Here is a 26,946-nt window from a genome sequence, read left to right as displayed (position 1 = left end):
ACTAGGGACGTGTCTACTTTTTCAAGGGAGCTGCGCATGGCCGAAGCCGTCCGCCACGACAAGACCGCGCGCCAGCTCCGATTGCTGTCCGACGCACTGGATAGCGGGCGCCTCGGGCCGGTACGCCGGTTGGTCAACACGCTGGCGCCGGCGGAGATCGGCAACCTGCTCGAATCGCTGCCGCCCGGCAAGCGCGAAGTGGTGTGGGGGCTGGTCGACCCGGAAGACGACGGCGAAGTGCTGCTGCATGTCGGCGACGAAGTGCGCGAAAGCCTGCTGGCCGACATGGACACCGACGAGATCGTGGCCGCGGTCGAAGACCTCGACATCGACGACCTGGCCAATCTGGTCGAAGACCTGCCCGACACCGTCATCGACGAAGTGCTCAAGTCGATGGACCGCGAGAACCGCGAGCGGCTCGAACAGGTGCTGTCGTACCCGGAGTACACCGCCGGGCGATTGATGAACCCGGACGTGGTGACGGTGCGCGCCGACGTCAATGTCGATGTGGTGCTGCGTTACTTGCGCCTGCGCGGCGAGCTGCCCGACCACACCGATCACCTGTACGTGGTGAGCCGGCGCCATCAGTACCTGGGCCGCGTGTCGCTGGCCGCGTTGGTCACGCATGAGGACAACACGCCGGTCAATCGCCTGATCGACGACGAACAACCGGCGATCGATGTGGGCGATGGCTCCGACGAGGTCGCCCGGCGCTTCTCGGATCACGACTGGATCTCCGCGCCGGTGGTGGACGACAACAACATCCTGCTCGGCCGTATCACCATCGATGACGTGGTCGACATCATCCGCGAGCAGGCCGAGCACCAGGCCATGAGCGCGGCCGGTCTGGACGAAGACGAAGACATGTTCAGCCCGGCGCGGCGTGCATTCCGTCGCCGCCTGATCTGGCTGGGCATCAACCTGTGCACTGCGTTTCTGGCCTCCAGCGTGGTCAGCAAGTTCGAAGGCACCATCGAAAAACTGGTGGCACTGGCGGCGCTGATGCCGATCGTGGCCGGCATGGGCGGCAACGCCGGCACGCAGGTGTTGGCGCTGATGGTGCGCGGCCTGGCGTTGGGCCAGATCGGCTCGTCCAACGTGATGACGCTGCTCAAGAAAGAGCTGACCGTGGCGCTGATCAACGGTGTGGTGCTGGGCGTGAGCCTGGGGCTGATCGTGCTGGCCTGGTTCCAACAACCGATGCTGTCGCTGGTGATCGGCACTGCGCTGACCTTGAACATGCTCACTGCCGCGTTCGGCGGTGTGCTGGTACCGGTGACGTTGAAACGCCTGGGCTTCGACCCGGCGCTGGCCGGCGGCGTGATTCTGACCACGCTGACCGATGTGATGGGCTTCTTGAGTTTCCTCGGCCTGGCCACGCTGATTCTGCTGCCGTAGCGCGTGCTGTGCACGTTGGGATGACACTGCAACACAAAATCGCCGCACCGCGGCATGCCAGCGCACCTGCGTGCGGCGATACTGCAGGCATGTCATCGGTTCGGTCAGGAGTGCTGCGTGATTCGTCGCTGCCTTGTTCTTGTGGTCTTCGCGCTGGTGCTTGCAGGCTGTTCCAGCATGGGTGAGCGCCACCACGATGCGCGCCGTGGCCACTTCGTCACCCGCACGCTGGAGATCGAAGGACGGCTGTACCGCTATCAGGTGTTCGTGCCGGCCTCGAAGATGCCGCAACCGCTGCCCATCGTGCTGTTTCTGCATGGCTCGGGCGAGCGCGGCGACAACGGGCGCGATCAGGCCGAAGTGGGCGTTGGCCCTTACCTGAGCGAACACACGGCCGAGTTTCCCGCGGTGGTGGTGCTGCCTCAGGTGCCCGACGACGAAGAGTGGCTGGGCATCAATGCACGCATGGCAATCGCTGCATTGGATGCGACCAGCGCCGAGTTCGCTGCCGACCCGCAGCGCACCTATCTCACCGGCATCTCGATGGGCGGCTACGGCGCCTGGGAAATCGGGCTGATGCAGCCGCAGCGTTTCGCGGCGATCGTGCCGATCTGCGGCGCGCTCAAGGCACCGCGCGATGAGCGCCGCACGCTGTACGTCAGCCTGGTGGCAAAGGAAGCCGACCCGTACACCGCCGCGGTCACCCAGCTCAAGCACGTGCCGATCTGGATGTTTCATGGCGCCAGGGACGATTCGGTACCGCCGCACGACGACCGTGCGCTGTATCGCGCCGCCAAAGGCATCGGCGCCAATGTGCGTTACAGCGAATATCCCGAAGGTAACCACAACGCCTGGGACGCGACGTACGCGGATCCGGCGATGTGGGAATGGATGTTCAAGCAGCGCCTGCGTTGACACATGACACAGCGCAACGACGCCGCATCTCCCATCAATGGTGATAACCGGTGTCCGCCGTGACCTTGCCGCGGAACACGCGATACGACCACACCGTGTAGCCCAGGATCAGCGGCAGCAACACCACCAGACCGACCAGCGCGAACAACTGCGACGACGGCGGCGCAGCGGCCTGCCAGATCGTGTAGACCGGCGGCACCAGATACGGCCACATGCCCAACACCAGGCCCACAAAACCGAGCACGAACAAGCCCATTGCCAACAGAAACGGAGGCGTATCCGGCCGCCCCGCCTCGGTCGAACGCCAGAGTGCGAACCCCACGAGGGCGACCAGCACTGGCACCGGCATCAGCCACAGATAATGCGAGCCGCTGAACCAGCGCTCCATCACATGCGATTGCAGCGACGGCAGCCAGGCGCTGACCAAGGCAATGAAGATCAACACGCTGATGGTCAGCGGCCGGCTCAACTGACGCGCGAGCTGTTGCACATGGCCTTCGGTCTTGAGGATCAGCCAGGTGCTGCCGAGCAAGGCATAGCCGAATACCAGCGCCGCACCGGTGAGCATCGCGAACGGACTGAACCAGCCCCAGATACCGCCGACATAGCGGTCGTTCTCGATCGGCAAGCCCTGCACCAGCGCGCCCAGGATCACCCCTTGCGCAAAGGTGGTCAGGATCGAGCCGGCGGCAAAGGCATTGCTCCACAGCCGCCGCGAGCGCTGCGCCTTGAAGCGGAACTCGAACGCCACCCCGCGGAACACCAGCGCCATCACCATCAACAACACCGGCAGATACAGCGCCGACAGGATCACCGCATACGCCTTGGGAAACGCGGCCAGCAGCCCTGCCCCACCCAACACCAGCCAGGTTTCGTTGCCGTCCCAGATCGGCGCGGCGGTGTTCATCATCAGATCCAGTTGCGCCTCGTCCTTGCGAAACGGCGCCAGGATGCCGATGCCGAGCACGAAGCCATCCAGCACCACGTACATCAGCACCCCGAAGCCGATCACCGCGAACCACGCCACCGGCAAAACACTCGTCATGTCCATCATGCGGCTCCGTCGATCGGTTCATCGGCCGCCGACAGCGGCCGTGCAGGCGTGTGCTCGCCGTGGTCCAGCTGCGGCGCGTCGTGCGGGGTCGGCCCGATCTTGCCGATCTTGACCAGGTACCAGATGCCCCAGCCGAACACGAACGCATAACCGGCGACGTACACCGTCAGCGAGATCGCGGTCATCAGCGTCGACTGCGGGCCCACCGCGTCGGCGGTACGCAACAGCCCGTAGACCACGTAAGGCTGCCGCCCCATCTCGGTGACGAACCAGCCCGACACCAGCGCGATAAAGCCGCTCGGCAACATCCAGCGCCAGGTCGCCAGCAGCCAGCGCCACTGCAGCAACTTGCCGCGCCACCACGCGAACGCCGACACCCAGGCCACCAGCAACATCAACGAGCCGATCCCCACCATGATGCGGAAGGCGAAGAACACCGGCGTCACCGGCGGGCGATCGGCCGCCGGCACCGAAGTCAATGGCGCGATACTGCCTTCCAGGCTGTGGGTCAGGAGCACACTGCCCAGGCGCGGAATCGCCACCTCGTAATCGTTATGCTCTGCCTGCGCATTGGGCAGCGCAAACAGCACCAGCGGGAACCCCTTGCCCTGCGCTTCGTCATGCCAATGCGCTTCGATCGCCGCGATCTTCATCGGCTGGTGCTTGAGCGTGTTCAAGCCATGCATGTCGCCGACGAAGATCTGCAGCGGCACGGTGATCGCCGCGAAGGCCACCGCCAGCTTGAGCATGCGCAGGCCGGACTCACGATGCACGCCGCGATGCAGGTACCACGCACCCACCGCACCCACCACAAAGCAGGTGGTGATGAACGAGCCCAGCGCCATGTGCGTCAGCCGGTACGGGAACGACGGGTTGAAAATGATCTGCAGCCAGTCCTGCGGATGCACGATGCCGTCGACCACTTCATAGCCGGCCGGGGTCTGCAGCCAGCTGTTGGACGACAGGATCCAGAACGTGGAGAACAACGTGCCCATCGCTACCATGCAAGTGGCGAAGAAATGCAGACGCTCGGAAATGCGCCCCCAGCCGAACATCATCACGCCCAGGAAACTGGCTTCCAGAAAGAACGCGGTGAGCACCTCGTAGCTGAGCAGCGGGCCGATCACGCTGCCGGCGATCCGGCTCAGCTCAGGCCAGTTGGCGCCGAACTGGAAGGCCATCACGATGCCGCTGACCACGCCCATGCCGAACGACACCGCGAAGATCTTCTGCCAGAAGAAATACAGCTCGCGCCACACCGGCAGGCGGGTGCGCAGCCAGCGCCATTCCAGAAAGGCCAGCAGGCTGGACAGCCCGATGGTGAATGCCGGAAACAGCACGTGAAACGCGATGACGAACCCGAACTGGATTCGCGATAACAGCAAGGCATCCATGGAGAGCCCTCCTGGAAAGTAAGGAAGCATCCGCGCGCAGACGGCAGGTCAATCGCCACAAGACAGTGCGGTGTTCGATCGCAACGTCTGCGCTACGGGATCATCATAAGGACGGTCGTGCTCGTTCCCGATGCGACACGGCGTCGCATCTGCGGCAAATTGCCGCGCTTGCGCTGCAACGCGATGCTACGCCCGGCGTGCGATGCAGCACGGATTTCTTGGGCGCGAATGGGATCGCAGCGAGACTGTTGCAGCAAGCCGCCACGTCGCTGACCAGCGCACTGAGCGCAGTCGAGCCGACCGTCGACAGCAACCGCGCGCAGGTGCTTGCCGACGACGCCGGCAGCGCCGTCGCGTCCCCGACGGCCGTTACCGTAAGGCACGCAACACCGCAGACCTACTCTCTTACTTTCCCATCCGAATACAGGTGTACTGGAAAACGCTACGGCCGCGCCCGCTCCCAGACCCGCAGGAAATTGCCGCTATACACATCGACGATGCGTTGGGTGGGCCAGCCGGCATCCATCATCGCCTGCGTGAGCCTGGGCAGATCCGCACCGCTGCGCATCCCGGTCGGCAAGCTGGAAATGCCGCCATCGAAATCGCTGCCGAAACTCAAGTGTTTCCATGGATCCTCGACAATCCCCATGTCGGCGATCTGTCGGGCGAAGGCTTCGTAATAGCCGATGACAAACGCCAGATCGGCATCCATGTTCGGCTTGCCGTCCGCCAGATAGGAATGTTGCAGAAAGTACGGCGCCAGAATGACGCTGATGCAGCCGCCGGTCTGCACGATGGCGCGGATGGCCTCATCGTCGAGCCCGCGGTCGAGATGGCGCGACGGCCGCGTCTGCGCACCACGGGTGATGCTGCGCGATGCGCCATGCGAGGCGAAGGCCGGCACGTTGCGGCGCGCGCAAATGGCGCAGGCGTCGAGTATTCCCTGGCTCGACGTATGCGAAAGATCCACCAGCAGTCCCACCTCGATACAGCGCTCCACGACCTCCCTGCCGAACGCCGACAGTCCCGCGCCCTCGATCCCGCGCCATGGATTGAGCGGCGCATAGCCGGACTGGGAGATGTCGGTATGGCTGAAATGATTGAGCGTCACATAGGCAGCGCCGGCCTTGGCAGCAAGGCCCAGGCGCTCCAGCCGCAGCGCCTGGCTGCGAATCCCGCGTGGACCAAGCATATGCGCCCCCTCCAACGACAGGATGGCGCAGCAAAGACCCTCGGCCCGAATCGCGCGTAGCTCAGCGGCGCTGCGTGCCAGCCGCATCCGACCGTTGCTTGCCGCCACCACCGCCTCGACATAGCGCTGGTGATCCACCCAGTGCTTCCAAGGGTCGAGAAAAGGCGCGCCGATCAGGTTTTCCCATAGCGCGTGGGCGCTGAAACACGCACCTCCGTAACCGCCCGCGAGAAAGTCCGGGCCACTCACGTGGTGCATCAGCGGTTGATTGCGACCTCTCGGCGAGGTTTTGAACATCAGCCAGATAATCAGCGAGCGTCGATGCGCTTTCCAGTCGCCTTTCCAGAAATCGTAACCGGCCACGCGCGACAGATACAGGGAGTCCAGATGTGTGTCGACTGGATAGGCCAGCGCATGCACTTCCTCCAGCGTGTGGGCGGCAGGCAAGGCAGCAGAATTCTCGGACGAAACGGCACTCATGCACGAACCCCGGCGATGACTCCTGAAACAATCAAGGAATAAACGAGGCCATCAAAACTACTAGGCAGTTTTGTTAGCCACTCTAAAAAGATGCACTTTTATCGTTATTGATTAGTAAGTAGATATTCTTCTAATCAACGCAATGCAACGAACAGCAGCGACCAAAGGACAGTAACTGAACTGGATCAGCAGATCCAGAAGATCGCCTGTCTGACAGCAAGCAAACCGCAAGATTGCTAGCGTGTTTCTCGTTTCGACGGTGTGCACGAGCGCACTGCAGCCTGTTTCCGCTGCTGCATGATCATGCGCTCCGCACGTGGACCCGGATGGTCACGCCCGGCCACGGACGCGTCGCGCCACTTCGCTGACCACCGCAATGACCGCAGTCAAACCGACCATCGACAGGAACTGCGCACGGGTGTCTGCCGACGAGGCCAGCAGCACGAAGATCACCGCCAGGATCGCCAGCGCCAGCAGGGTCAGAAACGGATACCCGCGCATACGGAACGGCAACGTGATGCCGGCGCGGTCGGCGCGTGCGCGCAGGATCAGCTGCGACAGCAACGAGATGGTCCACACCAGCAGGCAGGTGGCACCGACGATATTGAGCAGCATCGGCAATACCTTGTTGGGATACAGCAACTCCAGCGCCGCCGCCGCGAAGCCGAACAAGACGCTGGCGATCACCGCCACCAGCGGCACTTGCTCGCCGCTGGTCCTGCCGAGCAGGCGCGGCGCTTCGCCGCGTTGTGCCAGCGAAAAGATCATCCGCGAGGCGCCATACAGATTGGCGTTGAGCGCCGACAACAAGGCCACCACCGCGACCAGGGTGATGGCAGTGGCCGCACCGGGGATGCGCGCCACCTCCAGCACTGCGGCAAACGGCGAGCTGAGCGCTGCGCTGGTCCACGGCACCACCGCCACGATCACGCTGATCGAGCCGATATAGAACACCAGGATGCGCCAGGCCACGGTGCGAATGGTGCGCGCCAGGCTGCGGCCCGGATCGGCGGTTTCCGCGGCGGCCACCGCCACGATCTCGGTGCCACCGAAGGCGAACACCACCACCAGCAACGCCGAGCCGACGCCCACCAGACCCTTCGGGGCGAATCCGCCGTTCTGGGTGAAGTTGGACAGCCCCGGCGACACCACACCCGGCAACCAGCCTGCCAGCAAGGCCACGCCGATCAGCAGGAACACCACGATCGCAACAACCTTGAGGATGGCGAACCAGAATTCGAACTCGCCGAAGTTGCGCACGCCCAGCAGATTGATCGCCGTGAAGGTCGCCATGAACACCACCGCCAGCAGCGGCACCGGCAACGCCGGCCACACCGAGGCGAGCAAGCCTGCCGCACCGACTGCTTCGGCGGCGATCACCACCACGATCTGCAGCCACCACAACCAGCCCACCGTCGCACCGGCGGTCGGCCCCATCGCATCGGCCGCATACACCGAGAACGCGCCGCTGGTCGGCTTGGACGCGGCCATTTCGCCCAGCGCATTCATCACGATGATCACCAGGGCCCCGGCGATCAGGTACGACACCAGTACCGCCGGTCCCGCCGCGTGGATGCCCACGCCCGAGCCCAGAAACAGCCCGGCACCGATTGCCGTGCCCAGGCCCATCATCATCAATTGCCGCGGTTTCAGCGCATGGCGCAACGCGGGCGCGGCGGACGGAGCGTTCTCAGCAACGGGATCGGTCGGAAGCGGCATGGACGGGCTTGAAGAGATGGAATCGCGACACGATACCGCGTCGCGGCGCCTGCCGCGCCTCTTGACGCGAGCCTGGCGAAAGAGTGGACAAGCCAGGCAATCGTGCCTTGCCTCATCGTATCAGCAGGCCGTTCGCACTGGCCTCCAAGTGCGTGACACGCTCCAGACCCGCCTCACTGCACGCAGCTGGTGGGCAAATCCGCCGCATGCTGCATGCCGCATACAAAGATCCCCGGGCAAGCCGGGGATCTTTGTCACTGCAACGTCTTGTGGCCGATCATTCCGCCAGGTTCTTGCCGGCACCTGCAGTGGCGATCACCTTGGCCTTGACCTGCGCGGCCGGGGTGATGCTGTAGGTGTAGCCCAGCGGTTCCGGGAACACCTTGGTGGTGATCCAGTTGGTGGCGTTGGCGTAGGGCTTGCTGCCATCCGGCGTGCCCCAGGTGATGCCGCTGCCGACGTAGTTGTTGATCAGGTCCCAGTAGCCGATCTCGCTGCTGTCGCGCGAGGTCACCGGGTTCTTGATGTTCTCGAAGTAGTTGGATTCGATCTTCGCCACGCCACCCATGCGCACGTTGATGCCGGAGGTGGTGACGTTGTTGAAGTAGTTGTTGTAGATATGGCTCAGCCCGCGCCGCTGCAGCGGCACGCGCGACTCGACATTCTCGAAGCGGTTGTGATGATAGGTGGTGCGCGCGGCCGAGTTCTTGGTGTCGCTGTCGCTGAATCCATTGAGCGCGACCTTTTGATAGTTGTAGACGTGGTTGTAGGACACGGTGACGTGGTGCACGCCCTTCTTCATGTCGATGCCGCCATCGAAGGAGGCATCGCCGGCACCGGAGCACTTGGTCAACGAGGCGAACACGGTGTTGTGATCGACCCAGATTTTGGACGGCGAGCCGCTGGAATTGCCTTCCAACGAAATCGAATCCGCATCTTCGCCGCCTTGCAGCAGGCCGATGGTCATGTTCTGGATGATGATGTTGTTGGCGTTGCCCACCACCCACACACCGAAGTTGGCCGCCGAGCCATTCGCGCCCTTGATGGTGACATCGCTCTTGTTCTTGATCTGGACGGTCTTGGCCGGCAGCTTCCACTGCGCGCAGACGTCCTTGATGGTGCTGAAGTCGAACTTGCCGGTGTAATTGAGCACCAGCCCGCCACTGCCGGAATAGCTGTCAATGGCGGCCTGCATCGCTTCGAAGGTGGCGACGTTGACCGGGGTCTTGTTGCCGCCGCCGGTGGTGGCGGCACCGTACCCGACCGGGCCGGCGATGGCACTCGCGGCGCAAGCGGACAGTGCAAGCGCGAGTGCGCCATTGAGTGTCTTGATGATCATGCAGCCTCTCCCAAATGAAATCGAAAAGCGATGCGTGGCGTCGGCGCGATTGCATCGACGGTGGCAAAGCGGTGCGTGGGGGCCGCATTCTTCGCGCGATTTAAAACATAAAACAATTATCCATCTCTGAAACTTTGACGCAGCACGGTGTTCTCCTCGCAGGACATGCAAAAGAGACAGCGAGAGACACGCAGGACAGGACACTGCGGTGATGTGCGCGATGTTTTTTCTATGTATGCAACCGCATGCCGATGCTGTGGTTGCTCACACGCGTGTTCGACAGCGCGTGGTACCCGCAATGCGTTTTTCAGGCATGCATGCGGATAAAAAAGGTGCTGTGCGTGGAAAGCTGCACACGAACGCGCTGCCGACGTTGTCGCGGCGAAGTTGTCGGTGACATTGACGCGCAGCAGCAAAGCGCTACCGCACGGTCATGCGTACAGATTGGGCGCTATGACACGCCGCCTTGCTTGTGATGGTGCGTAATAAGGCATGCGAAGCGAAAGCAACGCAGCTAACGCGCAGTCGGCACGCGAAACGCTAGGGAGTGCCATGCCGAGCACGCTCAATCTCGCATGCAGGCCCTCACACGCACACACACGCCATCAACTCACACAGCGCGGTTGGCCAACACCGACGCGTGCACCAGCTGCTCGCCGGGCCATGGGGTGTGATCGTCGAGGAAGTTGCCAACCAGCCGCATGCAGGCTGCGCGCTCTTCCACGTGCGGCATGTGGCTGGAATTGGCGAACACATGCCACTGCGCGTCCGGGATCAGGCGTGCGTAAGGCTCGACGGTTTCCGGCGTGGCCTCATCGTATTTGCCAGATAGCACCAGCGCCGGCGCGGTGATGCGGTGCAGGCGTTCGATGATGCTCCAGTTGCGCAGGCTGCCCACCACATGGAATTCGGTCGGGCCGTTCATGGCGTGATAGACGGTGGGGTCGGCATCGATGGCGGCAAAGGTGCGCGCCACTTCTGCAGGCCACGGCAGCAGGCGACACACATGCTGCGCATAGAACGCTTGGCTTGCAGCGCGGTAGGCCGGGTGATCCAGCGTGCCGGCGGCCTCGTGCTCGTCCAGTGCCGCCTGGATGTCTTCGGGCAGCCGCGCACGCAAGCGCAATGCGGCAGCGCGCCACAAGCCCATCGATGCCGGCGAGTTGGCGATCACCAACGCACGCAGACCGGCCGGCCGGCGCACCGCATGTTCGGCCGCCAGCATCCCGCCCCAGGATTGCCCCAGCAACGCGTACTGCGACAGCCCAAGCTGGGTGATCAGGGTCTGCAGCTCATCCAGAAACAGCCCCACCGTCCAGAAGCCGGGGTCGGCATTGGGAAGATGGGTGGACTTGCCGTTGCCGAGTTGGTCGTAATGGATGACCGCGCGGCCATTGGCAGCCAGGTCCTTGAAGCTGTCCACATAGTCGTGGGTGCAGCCGGGGCCGCCGTGCAGGACGATCAGCGGGCAGGCGTCACTGCGCAGGTCGCCGGTGATGCGGTACCAAGTACGGTACCCACGGAATTCGACGTAACCCTCAGTGGACTGCATGACCTGCGCCTGCCTACGGCAATAGTGAGCGCTCAGCCTAGCGACCCGGCCTGTGCGCGCTAACTGGTAAAACTCTCAGGTTCGTAGCAGTTTCAGACGCGCGGTTGCGCGCGCCATAGTGTGTGCACCGGGCGACGCATCCAGCCCGCCGATCGCACGCTGCGATCGATAGCCACAGGCTAGGTTTACGGCTCCAGCAATCGATAATGCATCCCGCGCACCACTGCCTCGACGCGATTGCGCGCGCCCAGTTTGCGTGCGGCCGAGTTCAGATGCAGATTCACCGTGGCGGTGGAGCGATTGAGCGCGGCCGCGATGCTTTTGGCGGTCAGCCCCTTGGCCGAGTACTGCAGGCACTCGCGCTCGCGGCGGGTCAATGCGATGTGGTGACAGCGGCGTTCCTGCGGATCCAGCAGTTCCTGCGCGCGGGCCTGAAACGCGTGTGCCAGTAACAAGAATGGCGACAGCTGCGCTTCGGCCAGCCGTGGTGCCTCGGCCGCAACCGCATCGACCGCGCCACTGAAGGTCGCGAATGCACCGCCAGGCAAATGCAGGGGCACGGTGACACCGGTTCCCATGCCGCTATCGCACAGATAACGCGTCACCTGCCGATGCTGGCCGCCAACATATTCCACACCTTCCTGATTACCGTCGGTACGGTACGACCACACGAATGGCGTCATGCGCCGCGTCGCACGCTGCTGAACAGGGTCATGTTGGTAGTAACCATGCTCGCACCAGACATGCCGCATGTCGCCCGGCGCGTTGCGCTGCATGAACACCGATGGCGTGATCAGCGCGCCCTCCATACTCAGCGGGACCGGCGCGTAGTCGTAGACCAGCGACTTGAAACCAAACGCACAGACGTCGCGAAACACTCGATCCAGGCAGGCATTGAGCGTATGCAGCGCCTGCAAATCTCGGCCCAGGCTGGCCAGCGTGTCGAACATGGTGGGTCCTTCGATGACAGCAGATGCCGCTGGACGACATCCAGCATGGAAAACCTAGCACTTTTACCAATGGATGGGCTTGCCGGCCACATTATCGTCACAATGCCGGTCAGCTAGCTGCAACGCAGCATTCATGGACAAGCGCCCCACCGCGCCTGTCGTGCGACCCGGCATTCCTTTCAGCGGATACCTGCATGACCGACACACCACGCCGCGACGACGCGGCCACGCTGGAACGCTTTGGCTACACCCAGGAGCTCAAGCGACAGCTCACGCTCAAGGATCTGCTGATCTACGGGCTGGTGTTCATGGTGCCGACCGCGCCGTTCTCCATCTTCGGTGGCGTATTCGATATCAGCGCCGGGATGGTGCCGCTGACCTACCTGGTCGGCTTCGTGGCGATGCTGTTCACCGCCTTGAGCTACCAGCAGATGTCGCAGGCGTTTCCGGTGGCCGGTTCGGTGTATGCGTACGTGGGGCGCGGATTGAGCAGCGGCATGGGGTTTCTGGCCGGATGGGCCATCTTGCTCGACTATCTGTTGGTACCGACGCTGCTGTATGTGGTTGGCGCCAATGCGATGCACAACGTGTTGCCGGCGGTGCCGCAGCCGGCGTGGATCGCGTTTTTCGTGGTGCTCAATACCGTGGTCAATCTGCGCGGCATCGAAACCACCGCGCGGGCCAATCGTTTCTTTCTGTATGCGCAGTTGCTGGTGCTGGCGGTGTTTGTGGTGCTGGCGAGCCTGGCGATCCAGCGCGGCGTCAACGGTGCGCACTGGAACCTGCGTCCGTTCTACAACCCGCAGGCGTTTTCGCCGCAACTGATCTTCAGTGCGTTGTCGGTGGCGGTGGTGTCGTTTCTGGGCTTCGATGCGATCTCCACGCTGTCGGAAGAAACCCGTGGCGGCAACCGTGTGGTCGGGCGCGCCACCTTGATGGCGCTGCTGATGGTGGCCGGCCTGTTCGTGCTGCAGACCTGGCTGGCGGCGCTGCTGCAGCCGAACCTGCAGCGCTACCCCAGCGCACAGGCCTCCAACGATGCGTTCTTCGAGATCGGGCGGCTTATTGCCGGGCCGTGGCTGCAGATCGTCATCGCGCTCACGGTGGCGATCAGCGCCGCGATCGCCAATTCGCTGGTTGCGCAGGCGGCCACCTCGCGCTTGTTGTTCGCCATGGCACGCGACCGTCAGCTGCCGGGGTTCTTGCGCTACATCCATCCGCGTACCGGCGTGCCGCAGCGCGCCATCCTGCTGGTGGCGGGTTTGAGCATGGTGCTGGGCGAAGTGTTCGTTGGCCAGATCGCGTTGCTGTCCTCGTTGTGCAACGTCGGCGCGCTCACCGCCTTCATCCTGCTGCACGTTGCGGTGCTGTGGCACTTCCGTGGGCACGGCCGCAGCCTGCTATTGCATGGTGCGACGCCGTTGATCGGCATCGTGATCCTTGGCTACGTGTTGATCAATGCCGACCGGCACGCGCAACTCGGCGGCACCGCGTGGATGGCGGTGGGTCTGTTTGTATTGGCATTCCTGAAAGTCAGCGGTCGTTCCACGGAGTTTCGCGCCAGCGACGCGTTGGAATAAGCGCTGCTGCCGGCGTCGCTGTGCAGCAATGCGTTGCTGTGCAGTTGCTCGTCGGCAATCGACCGTCAGCATCGGGTCGTGCAGCGCGCATGGGTCTGCACGCTATTTGCCTTGCGCTGCCGCGCCGCGCTGGATGCTTGTGCATGCCTCGTTTACCACACCAGGTCGATGACACCTTTCAGGCGCGTCGCATCACACGGTGCGTGCGTGATGAAACGGAGCGACGCTCCCGAAAGCGATCATATTTTTCTCGATTGCCGACCTCTGAACGAGATTTTCAGCACATATTCAGATGTAAACATTCGCTAGTCTCGTTCGGCGCCACTGATGGCGCCCGCACGCTGCGGCCCCCGCCGCAGCCTGTCGTTCCCTGACGAGTAAGGACTACCCATGAATCGCAAGAATGCGTTGTACCTGGCGCTGTTTTCTGCCCTTTCCGGCTCCGCACTGGCAGCGCCGCCGACCGAGATGGACGCAGCGCCGGTGAGCACTGCGCCGCAAGCGGCCAAACTTGGCGCGGCAACATTGCAATCGGCAAGTCTGCGTGGCGGCATCCTGCCCACGCGCGTGGTGCAACTCACTGCGCCCACCAGCACCGAGATCAGTCGCGTGCGTGAGCGCCGCATTGCACAGGTCAAACATGGGCAGCCGTTGCAGATCGGTTTTTCGCGCGCAGTTGCCAAGCCTTTGGTGAATCTGCGCACGCTCGATTGGCAGATGGCCAATGATGGATCGCGCGTTGCGACCCTGAAGGTCAGCTCTGCACAGGCGGCGTCCCTGCGTGCATCGTTGACCTTGCGCGGTGCCGGCGCAACGCCGGGCGATCCGTCCAAGGTGACGCTGCGCTTTGCCGGCGACGACGGCCGCGTGTTCGAGCAATCCGGTGCAAGCTTCGTTACCAGCGGTAGCGACATCGGCTGGTCGCCGACCGTGAGCGGCGAGAACCTGTTGGTCGAACTTTCGCTGCCGGCCGGCCAGTACCCGGAGAACTTCAGCCTGAGCATTCCGCAGCTGTCGCATCTGGATATCAGCCCCACCGCCAGCGCGCGCGACATGATGACCATTGCCATTGGCGAGAGCGATTCCTGCCAGAACGATATTGTCTGCCGTGCCAACCCCACGGCCGGCTTCACCAGTGCGGCAAAAGCGGTGGCACGCATGGTGTTCACCACCAGCGAGGGCTCGTTTTACTGCACCGGCACCCTACTCAACAACACCAACTCGCCCAAGCGCAATCTGTTCTGGACTGCGGCGCACTGCATCAGCACGCAGACCGTTGCCAACTCGTTGCAGACATACTGGTTCTACGATGCGGCCAGCTGCAACGGCAACACCGCCAGTTCGCAGGCGACCACATTGACCGGCGGTGCGTTCCTGCGTCACGCCAATACCACCCGTGACACCGCGTTGCTGGAACTGAAGACCGCACCGCCGAGCGGCGCGTTCTACGCGGCATGGAACAGCGCGGCGATCGGCGCCACCGGTACCGCGATTGTCGGCATCCATCACCCAGCCGGCGACGTGAAGAAGTATTCGCTGGGCAGCGTGAATGGGCTGAGCACCTCCATCGACGGCAAGAGCCCGCTGTACCGCGTGGTCTGGAACGATGGCGTGACCGAAGGCGGCTCGTCCGGCTCGGGCCTGTTCACCGTCGCCAGCGGTGGTGCGTACCAGCTGCGCGGCGGCCTGTATGGCGGCTACTCGTTCTGCAGCGCGCAGACCGATCCGGACTACTACTCGCGCTTCTCGGACGTGTATTCCAGCATCTCCACCTACTTCGGCCCGTAAGCGGTTGATGCACGTGGCGGGCGGTGTCTCGCCTGCCACGTGCAACTGCGCTTGGCGTGCGTGCAGCACTTCATCTGCATCGGCTTGATGATGCAGACTTGGCAGCTCGTCCTTCACCTGGATCGGCATGCCCGTTCAACGCAATCGCTCTCTCATCGCCGCACTTGCACTGGCGACCTTGTCGCTACAGGTCACCGCCAGCGCAGCCGGCAAGCCCGCCAATCGCGAAGACGTCAAGGCATACGCGCTGCAGCTGTGCCTGGACAACAACTACGAGCGCAGCGGCAAATATGCTTCCGATCAGCTCCGCGATCGCTCGTATCTGCTGACGACCTATGCGCTGGACAATGCCAAGGCCGGCGCCACCGACCGCCTGCATCGCTATGTCGCCGCGCAGACGGCGGACTTTTATCGCGCCGAAGTGCCGATGAAGGACGAAGCGCGGCGAGGCCCGTTCAACAGGATCTTTGCGCAATGCATGGGCTTCTATCGTTCGCCTGCACTGAGCGAGTTCATTGCGCAAACACTCTGACTTGTCTTGCGTCGTCGCACGCCTGACGGGCTCGCGCTAGTCTGATACGGCGCCAACACACTTACTCCATGCTTCGACAGGAGCCGCAATGCCCGCACCTTCCACACGCCGTTCCCGTCGCGAGGTGCTGCGCATCGCGCTGGCTGCGGGCACGCTGAGCATGGCAAGCCAGCTCGGTGCTGCAATCCGCGGCGGGCAGAAGGATGCAGATTCATCATCGGATCCGCTCTCGCCAGCGCCGTTCCCGGCCAGCGGCAGCGTGCTGGTCCTGCTCGGCACCAAGGGCGGCCCGACGCCCTCACCGCTGCGCGCGGCAGCCGCCAATGCGCTGGTCATCGACGGGCAGCCTTATCTGATCGATTGCGGCAATGGCGTTGCACAGCAACTGGCCAAAGCCGGCATCCGCCTGCCTGCGTTGCGCGACATCTTCCTGACCCATCACCATTCCGATCACAACGCCGACCTGCTCAACGTGGTGTGGCTGGCCTGGGCGAGCGGGCTGCAGACGCCGGTGCATCTGTACGGCCCGCCCGGTATCGCCAAGATGGTCGATGCGTTTGTCGACATGAATGCCATCGATATCGATGCGCGTATTCGTGAGGAAGGCCGCCCACCGTTCAAGCAGCTGATCCAGGTGCACGAGTTCGACCAACCCGGCACGGTGCTGCAGAACGACCAGGTCACCGTCACCGCCACGCTAGTGGATCACTACACGCTCAAGCCTGCATTTGCGTACCGCTTCGCGGCGCGCGACCGCACGGTGGTGTTCTCCGGCGATACGCGCTATCTGCCCGCGTTGGCCGAGTTCGCAAAAGACACCAACATCCTGGTGCATGAGGTGATGTATCTGCCGGCGCTGGAAAAGATGCTCAAGACCAACGATAACGCGCCGACCTTGCTCGACCATCTGCTCAAGAGCCATTCCACCAGCGAGGAAGTGGGCAAGATCGCATCAGCGGCCGGCGCAAAGATGCTCGTGCTCAATCACTTCGTCCCCGGCGGCGACCCGACAATCACCGATGCGATGTGGAGCGAGGGCGCGCGCAAGCACTATGCGGGGCCGATCGTGGTCGGCAAGGATTTGATGCGGCTGTAGCTGGCCAGATGGGCACTACGCCACCACCGGGCTGCGCAGGCCCCACGCGCTTGCGCCAGCTTTGCAGTACGCATCGATAAACGCCTGCTGCGATGGCATCTGTTCCACCGCGCGCTGGATCGGCTGCGCGATGCCGTCCAGCAGGCGATGCAGATCGCGATCGGACACCGCGCGCGCCAGCGGGTGATGCTGCTCGGGCATGAGGCCCTGCCCCATCAACACGTGGGTCCAGGAGTCGACGCGAAACAATTCATCGGCACCTTGCCAGGCATGCGCACGTTCGCGCCAGGCGCGTAGGCGCAAGGCAAGCGATTCGGGCAGTTCCATCTCACGGCATTGGCGCCATAGCGGTTCGTCGCGCTGGGTGGCGTGGTAATGCAGGATGATGAAGTCGCGCACGTGTTCCATTTCGGCGCGGCTGATGTCGTTGAACAGTTGCACCTGCGAGGGTGCGATGCCGTCTGCGGGGAACAAGCTGATCAAGCGCACCACCGCGGCGATGGTGAGATGGATGCTGGTGGATTCCAGCGGTTCGATAAAGCCGCTGGCCAGGCCCAGCGACACCACATTCTTGTTCCAGGCCTTAAGCCGGCGGCCGGTGCGGAACGGCACCAGCCAGGGATCCTTGAGCGCAGGCGCAGCCGCGTCGCGCAGCAGCTTGGCGTGGGCTTCGTCGTCGGAGAGATGGCGGCTGGAAAACACCAGGCCGTTGCCGACACGATGCTGCAGCGGAATATGCCAGCGCCAGCCGGCCTCGTGCGCGATGGCGCGGGTGTACGGCACCGGCGGACCGACGGCTTCTGTCTGCACCGCCACCGCGCGGTCGCACGGCAACCAGTGGTTCCAGTCTTCGTAACCGGTGTGCAACGCCTGCTCGATCAGCAAGCCGCGAAAACCGCTGCAATCGATAAACAGATCGCCATCGAGGACCTGCCCGTCTTCCAGCACCAGCATGGCGACGTCTCCGCTGTCCGGTTGCAGGGTCACTTGCTGGATCTTGCCTTCGATGCGCTTGACGCCAAACGCTTCGCTACGCGCACGCAGAAACTTGGCATACAACGCCGCGTCGAGATGGTAGGCGTAATTGACCGCAGGCTCGCGCAACAGTGCGAAGCGATCCACGCGCGAGGCCACGGTTTCCAGACAGTAATCGCCGAACGTGCCAGGCATGCCACGCCGCTGACTTTCCAGCCAGAGGTGATGGAAGGCGCACACCAGCGTGCTTTGCCCGGTGATACCGAACGGATGGATATAGCGCTCGCCCTGGCGACGCCAATGCTCGAAGGAGATCGACAATTTGAAGGTGCCGGCCACTGCGCGCAGAAACTCCTGCTCGTCGATCTGTAGGAAGCGATGAAAGGTGCGGATCGGCGGCACCGTGGACTCGCCCACGCCCACGGTGCCGATCTGCTCGGACTCGACCAGGGTGATCTCGAGCAGCTCGCGGAACTGGTGCGACAGCGCGCAGGCAGCGATCCAGCCGGCAGTGCCGCCACCGACGATAACGACCTTGCGAATCGGGGCCTGGATCACTGCGCACTCCTGTGGGATGCATTTAGGGCGGTATGGACCATCAGCGGTTGAGCTTGCCGATCAGCATCGCGCGCAGCTGTCGCGCGAGGATCGGGTCGATCGGGCCCAACGCATGTCGCGCCTGTTCGGGCAGGTGTTCGCCAGCACGCTCGGCGGGACCGAAGACGTAGTAATCGAACAATGCGCGCCAGGCGTCTTTTTCGGACGCGGGCCGGTCACGAATCGCCCATAGCGCGTGATACAGCGCAGGCATCGGCGCCGGCAACTGCGCGGGTGCGCTGCTCCACCAGTAGTTGACCAGCACATTGAACGGCTGCAGCGATTGCACGTGGTGCCACCACATGCTGGGAATGAACAACGCATCACCTGGTTCCAGCACGGTGGTGCGCGCATGCGCCAGCGCAGCGGCAAATCGCGGATAACGCTGCAGATCCGGGTTGGCGATATCCACCATGCTCACTACCTGCCCGCCCGGCGTGGGATCCAGCGGACCGGGATACAGGTTGGCCACCTGCTCCGGCGGAAACAGCGTAAAGCGGCGCTGCCCCACTGCGCAGCAGGCCAGGTTGTTGGGCGCGTCGTAATGACACGAAGCGATGACGCGATTGCCGATCCAGATGCTGGGCTGCACGGCGATGCCGCTGGCGGCGAAATCCAGATCGTTGCTTGCACGCAGGTCGGGCAGGTGGTTGTCGACCGGCAACGACGCCAGATAATACGTAGGCGGCTGTGGGTCATCCCGATGCGCGGCGATGGCCTCCAGCAAGGTGCTCAGCGTGCCACGCTGCACATCGAAATTCAGCGCACTGCAGTCGTCGGTGTAAAACGGCCGGCTGGCGATTTCCGGGCCGCCATGGGAATACTGCAAGGCATGTCCGCTGTCGTGCGCGCGCAGCACCGCCATCGCCTCATGGGGGCTGCGCAGCCCGGCTTGCACCAGTGACCAGTCGCGTGCGATGCCACGCACTACCACTGGTTCGGCGGCGGCGCAGAGCGCAGAAAGCGGCAGCGCGTCAGGTCGGCAGTCTGTACGCTCTGCGATGGGCGCAATTGCGGCAGTTGAAGACATGATGGAGGCGCTCACAGCCATACGCTCAAGCATATGCTTCAGCAGCGGGCGCGGCCTGCGTGTGTTGCAGGCGACGTTGTTTCTCTGCCATCAGCCGACGCACGTTATGTAGCGATGCCAGCATCAAGAATGCGCCTTCCAGATAACCGGCCTGATGCAGTTGATGCAGCGCCTGCGCATCGAGCGCGGCAAGCCGCTCGCGGTCGATGGCCAACAGACCTTGCAGATGGGTGGCGTGGTCGGCATCCAGCGTCACGTCCAGCTGCACCGGCTGAATCAGGCCCAGCGTATCGAAGGCGGCCGCCATCGCCTGGCCCGCATCCACGCCGTCGCGAATGCCACGCAGCACACTGATGATGTGCTCCAGATACGGGCTATGACCTCCCTGCGGCAGAAACACCGCCTCGCCTTCGTCGCGGCTGACCCGCGGGTGCTCCAGGTCGACATGGATCACCGGCTCCTGCACCAGGGCACCGTCGATGCGTTGCTCCTGGAAACCGATCAGAAACGGCCCCTTGGCGACGATGCCCGGCAGGTAACTGGCAGTCCAGCGCCCGTCCTGCAGAAACAGATTCTCGTCCTGCGCAAAGCCCAGCAGCGCCACCGACTGATAGCCGCCGGTGGCAGGATCCTTGCGAAAAAACAGCGGGTATTCGCGTTGCAGCTCGGCGAATTCGGTGACGAAGGCCGGCACCAGGCCGAGCGCATCGCCGAACTCGGCGCCAAAGCGCAGGATGACGCGGATGTCGTGATGCACCACGTTGTTGAGCACTGCGTATCGCGTCATCTGAAGCTCCAGCAGTGATCCGCGATGGACGACCGCATTACGGGGGTATGAGTCGATCGTGCGGCACAATGCCGTGCCTGCTGGAGTCGAGCATTGCCAAAAAGCAGGAGGCCGGCAAGCGGCACAGCAGCATTGGTGGCAGGCCTACACAACCAGCGTCGCGGCGATGCCCCAGCCACCATAATGCTGGCGGCAGTTTGCATGTCGGCGATCGCAGCGGGTGCGTCTGGGCATCCAGCCCGGCAGTGCGGTCGCGGCCGCCAGCAGGATCAGTAGCCGCGCAGATATCACGACTTAACTCATCTGCGCGGAGCGGCCAACCGACTCCAGTGCGGTGCCGTCGGAGCGCACGAACGGTGCGCTCTGAGCAGCATGCGCGGGTATTTCCACCCCGCCGCACACCGGCCAGCGCGCACCTGAGGTGCGCGCAGCGGCTTGTCAGTCGCTCTCAAAACGCGTAACGCACACCCAGCGTGTAACGCGGTTGCTGGTCGATCAGGCGGATCATCTGCTTGTCAGAACGCCCGTGCCAACGCACGTCTTCGCCAGTCAGGTTGATCGCCTCAAAGCCCACCGACAGCTGCTTGCTGAAGCTGTAGCTCAGGCTCAGGTCCCACTGCTGGTAGGCCTCGACGTAGTAAGGATTGCGGTTGGCGCCATCCTGGTTCGCCGCGATCAGATACTCGTCACGCCAGTTCCAGGCCAGACGTGCGCTCCAGCCGTACTTTTCGTACATCAGCATGGCGTTGGCGGTGTCGCTCAAACCGAGCAGTGCGAACTGGTCGCGATCGATCACGGTGTTGTCGAAGCCCACATCGCCTTCGACGATGGTGTAGTTGGCGTAGATACCGAAGCCAGTGGTGTCGAAGAAGTACTGCCCGCCCAGTTCCCAGCCATGGATGTTGGCCTTGTTCTGGTTGACCGGCCGCGACACATCGAACTGATACAGCGGGTCGGAGGCATTGCCAACGATGTCGTAGGCATTCTCCAGGGCCAGGCTCTGCGCAGAGCTGCCGTTATAGGCGGCCAATCCACCAGTGGCTGCGGCGTTACGCAACAACGCCATCGCCGCGAACAACGAGGTGTCGTTGGCCGAGCAGGCGCCCGCAACATCGTTGCCGGAAGCGCCAACCTGCGCAGCGCAGGCACCGCTTTGCAGGAAGGCCAGGGCCGATTGCGCATCCGGCCCCGAGGTGGGATCGGTCAGCCCATACAGCGATTCGCGCGACACCGTGTTGCCGATGAAGTTGCTGACGCGCTTGTTCCAAAATGTGGCCGACACATAGCTGGCGTCGGCGAAATACCATTCCAGCGCCAGATCCAGGTTGTCCGATTCCAGCGGATCCAGCGTCGGGCTCTGCGAGCTGCCGGAGGCACGGGTTGAGGGGTTGATCAGGATCGAACCGCTCGGTGTATTCGGCGTCGGCCCGGCAATCAGGTTGTTGTAGGGCGCACGCGCAATGGTCTGGCCAAACGAGGCGCGTCCTTTCAGCTGATCGGTGATGTCGATGCTGAAGTCGAGATTGGGGAGGATGTAGTTGTAGCTGGTCTTTTCGCTGAAGGGCTGCAGCTCGGTGGAGCGCAACAACTGGAAGTCGTTGTTGGCCTGCCAGAGCAATGCAGTGGGCGTGGCCACCTGCGAGGTGGATTCCACATCGGTGCGCTCGTAACGCAAGCCCAGCCGTGTGTTGGTGGTCATGCCGGAGATATCGCCCTTCAGTTCCAGCTGCACGTAGGCGGCGCGGGTCTTCTCTTCCACTTGATTGTCGGCGCTGTAGTTCGGGTTGTAGCGGGTGGTGGCGCCGTACTGGCTGCCACCCCACAGGGCCAGCTGATCGGCATCGCCGCGCCACGCATTGGGCGCCGCACCGTTGGCGTTGAAGTCCTTGAACATGCCGGTAATGCTCACCGGCCGCAGTAACGCCTGCATGCCGGGCTCGTTGCCGGCATTGGCCACACTCCAGTCGCCAAGCGTGGAGTTGGTGTCGCTGGTGAGCCGGTTCATGGTGGTGTTGGCGCTGCTCACGCCGAACTGAAAGCGGCCGTCGTCAAAGTCGAAGGTGCCATCCATGCGCCCTTCCTTGATCTCGGTCACCTGCGATTGATAGTAGATGCGCAACACCTGCGAGCCGAGCTCGGCGGGGGTGAAGTCCGGATTGACCACACCGTTGGTGCCAGCCAGGGAATCGGCAGCGGTGGGATACCAGGTGCGTGCGCCGATCGGCAAGGAATTGTTGAACGACAGCTCCTGCCCCCATTGACCGCCGCAGGACGGGCCGTTGACGCAGTTGTTGGTGCCGGCGAAGCTGAAGTAGGTGGCACTGCCGCCGGTGACCGGGTCGTTGGGCATGCTCTTGGTTTTCGAGTTATGCGCATCGAACGACAACTGGAAGCGGTCGCTCACCTGCCAATCGGCATTGAACCCCAGCGAGCCGAGCGTGTACTTCTGCTCGTTGCGCTGCTGCTCCATGCCAAAGTCCTTGGCACCGTTGGGCACATCGCGCAGATAGATTGGCGTTGCCACCGCCTGGCCGGTATCGAAGGTCAGATCGGTGAAGCTGTTGGCGCGTTGCAACCAGATGCCCTGCTCGCCGCGCTCTTCGCGGATTTCATTGGACGAATAGGTGTAATCCAGGGTCAAGGTCAGGCTGTCGCTGGGTGCGAACTGCACCACTGCCTGGCCGTTGGTGCGCTCGCGCTGGAAGTCGGCAAACGCGTAGCGCAGGTCGTTGGGCATGCCGTACAACTGCCCGATCGCCGGTGCGTTGGTCACCACCGCATCGGGGCGCAGCGCCGGGTCGGTCCCGGTCCAGCGCTGGATGTTCCAGGTGTTTTCGGTGGCCTGCACCGAGCCGCCATGGCGCTTTTGATAACTGCCGCTCAAGCCGATCCCGAAGGTCTTGTCGGGATTGGTATAGCTGAAAATGCCCGACACTTCCGGGGTGAGCGAATCGCCGAACGGCTGCGAACGGTCGGACACCATCTTGGCGCCGGCATTGGCCACCACACCCTCATGATTGAACGGCTTGTCGGTCTGGATATTGATGGTGGCGCCGATACCGCCGCTGGGCGCGGTGGCGCGGCTGGTCTTGTAGACCTCGATCCCGGTGATGGCTTCGGAGGCGAGCTGGGCGAAGTTGAAGGCGCGCGTGCCCACATCCACGCCGCCGATCGGCGTCTGCCCCGGCGCGCCGAATGCGTCGGCACCGGGGATCAGCCGGCCGTTGAGCGTGACCGTATTGAACTGCGGGCCGAAGCCGCGCGCGGTGACCTGCGCGCCTTCGCCATCGCGGCGTTCGATCGAGATACCGGTGATGCGTTGCAACGACTCGGCCAGATTGGTATCGGGAAATTTGCCGATGTCTTCGGCGCTGATCGCATCCACCACACCGGCGGCATCGCGCTTGATGCCCATCGATTGATCCAGGCTGCTGCGAATGCCGGTCACGTTGACCGCATCGAGCGTGGTGGCGGTTTGCGCGCTGGATTGCGGCGGCGGCACTGGCGGCGCGGGAACGTCCTGCGCAAAGGCCGGATTGATGACCAACAGGCCACCGACGAAGGTGAACATGGCCTTGGACTTGAAATTGCTCAACGTACGACGCATCGATCTATCCTCGGGTTTGGAGTCCAACACCCACGGCCGTAGTCGCGGAATGCGACGCGGCGATTGTCTGGCCACGCGCCTTGCATGGCACGCGACATACCTTCCGTTGCAGAACGTCATCTGATCCCCCGCATCGAACCAACGGCGGATCCCCCTGATGCCAACCGTGCGCGTGCCACGTCCATGACGGACGCTGCCTACGACGATCTGTACAGCACGTGCGACTGCCTTCCCTACCCTTGGATCTATTGCCGCCGCAGCCCCTGTGCGCCACGGCTTTCAATCGGCTGCTACCGCTCCATGAAGCGTGATAGCGCTACCACGCGGCGCAGACTAGTCATGCGTGTCGGTGCTTGTCACCCTGCGTTGCAACAAACACGCGGTGACACATCCAGGCACTCAACAACACGCGCGCTTGAGCCCGTACGGCATACGCAGACCTGCCGTGGCTGTAAGCGTTATCAGCAGCGACTGCAGTGATTGCGCTTTGGTATTGGCGCTTCAGGCCGGGGCGATGATCGCCACAACGCCGCTGTCAAAAGTTGCGCAAAGTGTTATTGCGATCGCACTACGCAAGCGCGGCACAACGGCGCTGGTGACGCTGCAAGGCAACACCATCGCGCAACCATGCGAGCACATCCGCTACAGCAACGCGCGGCTTCGATGGCCATGCAAGCAGATACAAAAAACGGCGCAATCGCTGAAATCGATTGCGCCGTTATTGGGCATGCCGCTGTCGTGTGCTGCACTTCGCGCATCCGCGCCATTGCAGCGCGGACGATTGCATCGGCTAGCCGATCACGTCCAACTGGTTGTCGCCCCGCTGTGCATCGGGCAACACGTGATCCGGATCCAGTCTCACATGCAGCACTTTCTGCGTGGTCGGCAGCGTCAGCGTGGGCGCGGTGTTTTGCAGCCAGGTTTCCACCGGCACGCGACGATCGAGGTGGCTGCCGTCGGCCAGCTCCACGCGCACGGTGGCCGGCATCACCAGTTTCTGGCTGCTGCGCAGTGTGAGTTGTACGCCCTTGGCAGGATCGTGATCCACGTAATGCGCCTCGCTGATGCCCATATCCAGCTGCCAGTTGTTGAGATACCAACCGCGCCACCACCAGGCCAGATCTTCGCCGCTCTCGCTTTCCATCAGCCGGAAGAAATCCGACGGCGTGGGATGTTTGTAGGCCCAGGTGGCGATGTACTTGCGAAAAGCCGGATCGAACCGTTCCGGCCCCAGGATCTGCTCGCGCAACAGCACCAACCCCAACGCACCTTTGAAGTAGGTCAAGGAATGGCGGTAGGTCTCGCTGGTGGAATCGGCGTTGTCCATCAGCGTTGGCGCGCTGGTGTCGGCCAGCAACGGCAGGATTTCATCGACCGGGTTGCCACCCTTGGGCGCATATTCCGAATCGCGCTTGGGTGCGTATTCGCCCTTGTTGAAGGCATCCGATGCATACACGTCGATAAAGGTGTTGAAGCCTTCGTCCATGAACGCATGCCGGCGTTCGTTGGAGCCGACGATCATCGGGAACCAGGTATGGCCGATCTCGTGCGCGGTGATCCAGAACAGCTCCTTGCCGCTGTCTTCGAAGCCATCGAAGACGATGCCGGGATATTCCATGCCCGCGCCATAGCCGCCCAGATTGATCGCGGCCGGCCACGGATACGGGTACCACTGCGAGAAATGTTCGATCGCGCCCTTGACGTATTCGGTGGAGCGGTTCCACTTGTCCGCGCCCACGCCTTCCAGCGGATACACCGACATCGCCAGCGACTGCTTGCCTCCCGGCAGCTTGATGCGTGCGGCATCCCAAACGAACGCAGGCGATGCGGCAAACGCCACGTCACGGGTGTTGTCCATATGGAAGCGCCAGGTCTGCGTGCCCTTGCCCGTCGGCTTGGCCGCACGTGCAGTCACCTCGGCAGGCGTGCGGATCAGCACCGTGCGATCGCTGCCGCGTGCCTGTTCCAGGCGTTGCTGCTCGGTGCGGCTGAGCACCTCGGCCGGATTGGTCAGCGCGCCGGAGCCGGCGACCAGAAAGCCCTCCGGCACGGTCACAGCGTAGTCGAAATCGCCGTACTCCAGATAGAACTCCGAGCCCAGATACGGCTGCGTGTCCCAGCCGCGCAGATCGTCGTACACCGCCATGCGCGGATACCACTGCGCAATCTCGTAGATCTCGCCTTGCTTGCTGGCACTGAACGCGGTACGCCCGCCCCAGGTACCGGGAATCGTGTAGCGGTAGCGGATATACACGGTCAGCGCCTTGCCCTGCCCAGCCAGCGGCTGCGGCAGGTCCACACGCAGACGGGTGTCGTCGACGACGAAGTGTGCCGGCTGGCGGCGCCCGCCATCGTCGATCTCAATGCCGGCGATCTGCATGCCGTCGGTGAACTGGGTGCGGCGCGATGGCCGGCTGGCGGCAGCGCGCGCATCGGCGCGATAGATGTTTTGATCCAGTTGCAGCCACAGCACGTCCAGCGTGTCGGGGCTGCGGTTGGTGTAACGGATCGCCGCCTCGCCGGTGAGCGTGTGGGTCGCCGGGTCGATGCTGGCCGTCAGGTCGTAATCCGCACGGTTCTGCCAGAACAGCGGGCCGGGTACGCCGCTGCCGCTGCGGTAGGCGTTGGGCGCATCGGGCAGTTGCAGTGGCGCGAACAAGGCCAGCGGATCGAAACGGCTGGCCGGAGCGGGTGCTGCGGTTGCGGAACTGGCTGGTGCGGGAGCGGCAAGTGCGGGCGCGGCAACGCACGCCAGTGACAGTGCAACGGTAAGCGATCGGCGCACGGTGGGGGTCATGCAAAATCCTGCGGCGTGGGGGACTCCCATCCTACGGCGCGCCTCGCCGCGCGCGGGAATGCCATTGGTCCCGGATGGCGCTACACGATTCCGCGGCTGGTCTGGTGATTGGCTGCAGGGCCCTTGCCCGCCCACCATCGCGGGACACGCCGCAAGTACGTCCA

The 26,946-nt window shown here is 63.3% G+C and carries 18 protein-coding genes; 6 read left to right on the top strand and 12 right to left on the bottom strand.

Annotated elements, in window-relative coordinates; genetic code table 11:
• Nucleotides 1-36: 36 nt before the first annotated feature.
• The gene (gene mgtE, locus AC1KVG_RS17825) at nucleotides 37-1,398 is read left to right on the top strand and encodes a magnesium transporter (RefSeq protein WP_023904639.1); all 1,362 of its coding nucleotides are present in this window, start codon (nucleotides 37-39) and stop codon (nucleotides 1,396-1,398) included.
• A 54-nt stretch (nucleotides 1,399-1,452) separates the two neighbouring features.
• Nucleotides 1,453-2,313 (top strand): carboxylesterase family protein, encoded by an 861-nt coding sequence (locus AC1KVG_RS17820; RefSeq protein ID WP_481095268.1) that lies wholly within the window; start codon nucleotides 1,453-1,455, stop codon nucleotides 2,311-2,313.
• Between the two features lie 34 nt (nucleotides 2,314-2,347).
• Here the strand turns inward: AC1KVG_RS17820 and cydB are convergent, their stop codons facing one another.
• The 7 genes from cydB to AC1KVG_RS17785 form a co-directional block, all read right to left on the bottom strand.
• Entirely contained in the window at nucleotides 2,348-3,364 is a 1,017-nt protein-coding gene (cydB, locus tag AC1KVG_RS17815; protein ID WP_481095267.1) for a cytochrome d ubiquinol oxidase subunit II, read from the bottom strand.
• Entirely contained in the window at nucleotides 3,364-4,761 is a 1,398-nt protein-coding gene (locus AC1KVG_RS17810) for a cytochrome ubiquinol oxidase subunit I (RefSeq protein WP_481095266.1), read from the bottom strand. The genes cydB and AC1KVG_RS17810 overlap by 1 nt, the downstream gene beginning before the upstream one ends.
• A gap of 442 nt (nucleotides 4,762-5,203) precedes the next feature.
• Nucleotides 5,204-6,433 (bottom strand): membrane dipeptidase, encoded by a 1,230-nt coding sequence (locus tag AC1KVG_RS17805; protein ID WP_481095265.1) that lies wholly within the window; start codon nucleotides 6,431-6,433, stop codon nucleotides 5,204-5,206.
• A 330-nt stretch (nucleotides 6,434-6,763) separates the two neighbouring features.
• Nucleotides 6,764-8,152 carry an amino acid permease gene (locus tag AC1KVG_RS17800; protein WP_481095264.1) on the bottom strand — a complete coding sequence of 463 codons (1,389 nt, stop codon included), beginning with the start codon at nucleotides 8,150-8,152 and terminating at the stop codon, nucleotides 6,764-6,766.
• A gap of 277 nt (nucleotides 8,153-8,429) precedes the next feature.
• A complete protein-coding gene (locus AC1KVG_RS17795; RefSeq protein ID WP_115040605.1) occupies nucleotides 8,430-9,491 on the bottom strand; it encodes a pectate lyase family protein in 1,062 nt (353 codons plus the stop codon).
• A 610-nt stretch (nucleotides 9,492-10,101) separates the two neighbouring features.
• Entirely contained in the window at nucleotides 10,102-11,043 is a 942-nt protein-coding gene (locus AC1KVG_RS17790) for a proline iminopeptidase-family hydrolase (protein ID WP_006449225.1), read from the bottom strand.
• A 185-nt stretch (nucleotides 11,044-11,228) separates the two neighbouring features.
• Nucleotides 11,229-11,993: a LuxR family transcriptional regulator gene (locus AC1KVG_RS17785; RefSeq protein ID WP_006449226.1), complete on the bottom strand. Its 765-nt coding sequence runs from the start codon at nucleotides 11,991-11,993 to the stop codon at nucleotides 11,229-11,231.
• Nucleotides 11,994-12,187: 194 nt separating this feature from the next.
• On the opposite strand from AC1KVG_RS17785, the gene AC1KVG_RS17780 reads away from it, so the two are divergent.
• From AC1KVG_RS17780 to AC1KVG_RS17765, 4 genes are all read left to right on the top strand, one after another.
• A complete protein-coding gene (locus AC1KVG_RS17780) occupies nucleotides 12,188-13,573 on the top strand; it encodes an APC family permease (protein WP_481095263.1) in 1,386 nt (461 codons plus the stop codon).
• 390 nt (nucleotides 13,574-13,963) lie between these two features.
• Nucleotides 13,964-15,361: a trypsin-like serine peptidase gene (locus AC1KVG_RS17775; RefSeq protein WP_268214508.1), complete on the top strand. Its 1,398-nt coding sequence runs from the start codon at nucleotides 13,964-13,966 to the stop codon at nucleotides 15,359-15,361.
• Nucleotides 15,362-15,488: 127 nt separating this feature from the next.
• Nucleotides 15,489-15,893 (top strand): hypothetical protein, encoded by a 405-nt coding sequence (locus AC1KVG_RS17770; protein WP_481095262.1) that lies wholly within the window; start codon nucleotides 15,489-15,491, stop codon nucleotides 15,891-15,893.
• An 88-nt stretch (nucleotides 15,894-15,981) separates the two neighbouring features.
• Nucleotides 15,982-16,989 carry an MBL fold metallo-hydrolase gene (locus AC1KVG_RS17765; RefSeq protein WP_481095261.1) on the top strand — a complete coding sequence of 336 codons (1,008 nt, stop codon included), beginning with the start codon at nucleotides 15,982-15,984 and terminating at the stop codon, nucleotides 16,987-16,989.
• A gap of 15 nt (nucleotides 16,990-17,004) precedes the next feature.
• Here AC1KVG_RS17765 and AC1KVG_RS17760 read toward each other — a convergent pair whose 3' ends face one another.
• From AC1KVG_RS17760 to AC1KVG_RS17740, 5 genes are all read right to left on the bottom strand, one after another.
• A complete protein-coding gene (locus tag AC1KVG_RS17760) occupies nucleotides 17,005-18,522 on the bottom strand; it encodes a tryptophan halogenase family protein (RefSeq protein WP_481095260.1) in 1,518 nt (505 codons plus the stop codon).
• A 40-nt stretch (nucleotides 18,523-18,562) separates the two neighbouring features.
• A complete protein-coding gene (locus AC1KVG_RS17755; protein WP_481095259.1) occupies nucleotides 18,563-19,612 on the bottom strand; it encodes a cupin-like domain-containing protein in 1,050 nt (349 codons plus the stop codon).
• A 4-nt stretch (nucleotides 19,613-19,616) separates the two neighbouring features.
• A complete protein-coding gene (locus tag AC1KVG_RS17750) occupies nucleotides 19,617-20,378 on the bottom strand; it encodes a SapC family protein (RefSeq protein WP_481095258.1) in 762 nt (253 codons plus the stop codon).
• 448 nt (nucleotides 20,379-20,826) lie between these two features.
• Nucleotides 20,827-23,985 (bottom strand): TonB-dependent receptor, encoded by a 3,159-nt coding sequence (locus AC1KVG_RS17745; protein WP_074057350.1) that lies wholly within the window; start codon nucleotides 23,983-23,985, stop codon nucleotides 20,827-20,829.
• Nucleotides 23,986-24,775: 790 nt separating this feature from the next.
• Nucleotides 24,776-26,782 carry a M1 family metallopeptidase gene (locus AC1KVG_RS17740; RefSeq protein ID WP_481095257.1) on the bottom strand — a complete coding sequence of 669 codons (2,007 nt, stop codon included), beginning with the start codon at nucleotides 26,780-26,782 and terminating at the stop codon, nucleotides 24,776-24,778.
• Nucleotides 26,783-26,946 lie beyond the last annotated feature (164 nt).

Source organism: Xanthomonas sp. NCPPB 3959 (genome assembly GCF_056675575.1).
Note: the sequence above shows the minus strand (reverse complement) of the source record. Positions and strands in the feature narration are given on the sequence as shown.

Coding starts and splice junctions, on each gene's coding strand:
- AC1KVG_RS17740 (WP_481095257.1), bottom strand. CDS start 26,782: ATGACCCCCACCGTGCGCCGATCGCTTACCGTTGCACTGTCACTGGCG.
- AC1KVG_RS17765 (WP_481095261.1), top strand. CDS start 15,982: ATGCCCGCACCTTCCACACGCCGTTCCCGTCGCGAGGTGCTGCGCATC.
- cydB (WP_481095267.1), bottom strand. CDS start 3,364: ATGGACATGACGAGTGTTTTGCCGGTGGCGTGGTTCGCGGTGATCGGC.
- AC1KVG_RS17755 (WP_481095259.1), bottom strand. CDS start 19,612: ATGGCTGTGAGCGCCTCCATCATGTCTTCAACTGCCGCAATTGCGCCC.
- AC1KVG_RS17750 (WP_481095258.1), bottom strand. CDS start 20,378: ATGACGCGATACGCAGTGCTCAACAACGTGGTGCATCACGACATCCGC.
- AC1KVG_RS17775 (WP_268214508.1), top strand. CDS start 13,964: ATGAATCGCAAGAATGCGTTGTACCTGGCGCTGTTTTCTGCCCTTTCC.
- AC1KVG_RS17770 (WP_481095262.1), top strand. CDS start 15,489: ATGCCCGTTCAACGCAATCGCTCTCTCATCGCCGCACTTGCACTGGCG.
- AC1KVG_RS17810 (WP_481095266.1), bottom strand. CDS start 4,761: ATGGATGCCTTGCTGTTATCGCGAATCCAGTTCGGGTTCGTCATCGCG.
- AC1KVG_RS17820 (WP_481095268.1), top strand. CDS start 1,453: ATGCCAGCGCACCTGCGTGCGGCGATACTGCAGGCATGTCATCGGTTC.
- AC1KVG_RS17745 (WP_074057350.1), bottom strand. CDS start 23,985: ATGCGTCGTACGTTGAGCAATTTCAAGTCCAAGGCCATGTTCACCTTC.
- AC1KVG_RS17780 (WP_481095263.1), top strand. CDS start 12,188: ATGACCGACACACCACGCCGCGACGACGCGGCCACGCTGGAACGCTTT.
- AC1KVG_RS17785 (WP_006449226.1), bottom strand. CDS start 11,993: ATGTTCGACACGCTGGCCAGCCTGGGCCGAGATTTGCAGGCGCTGCAT.
- AC1KVG_RS17790 (WP_006449225.1), bottom strand. CDS start 11,043: ATGCAGTCCACTGAGGGTTACGTCGAATTCCGTGGGTACCGTACTTGG.
- AC1KVG_RS17795 (WP_115040605.1), bottom strand. CDS start 9,491: ATGATCATCAAGACACTCAATGGCGCACTCGCGCTTGCACTGTCCGCT.
- AC1KVG_RS17805 (WP_481095265.1), bottom strand. CDS start 6,433: ATGAGTGCCGTTTCGTCCGAGAATTCTGCTGCCTTGCCTGCCGCCCAC.
- mgtE (WP_023904639.1), top strand. CDS start 37: ATGGCCGAAGCCGTCCGCCACGACAAGACCGCGCGCCAGCTCCGATTG.
- AC1KVG_RS17800 (WP_481095264.1), bottom strand. CDS start 8,152: ATGCCGCTTCCGACCGATCCCGTTGCTGAGAACGCTCCGTCCGCCGCG.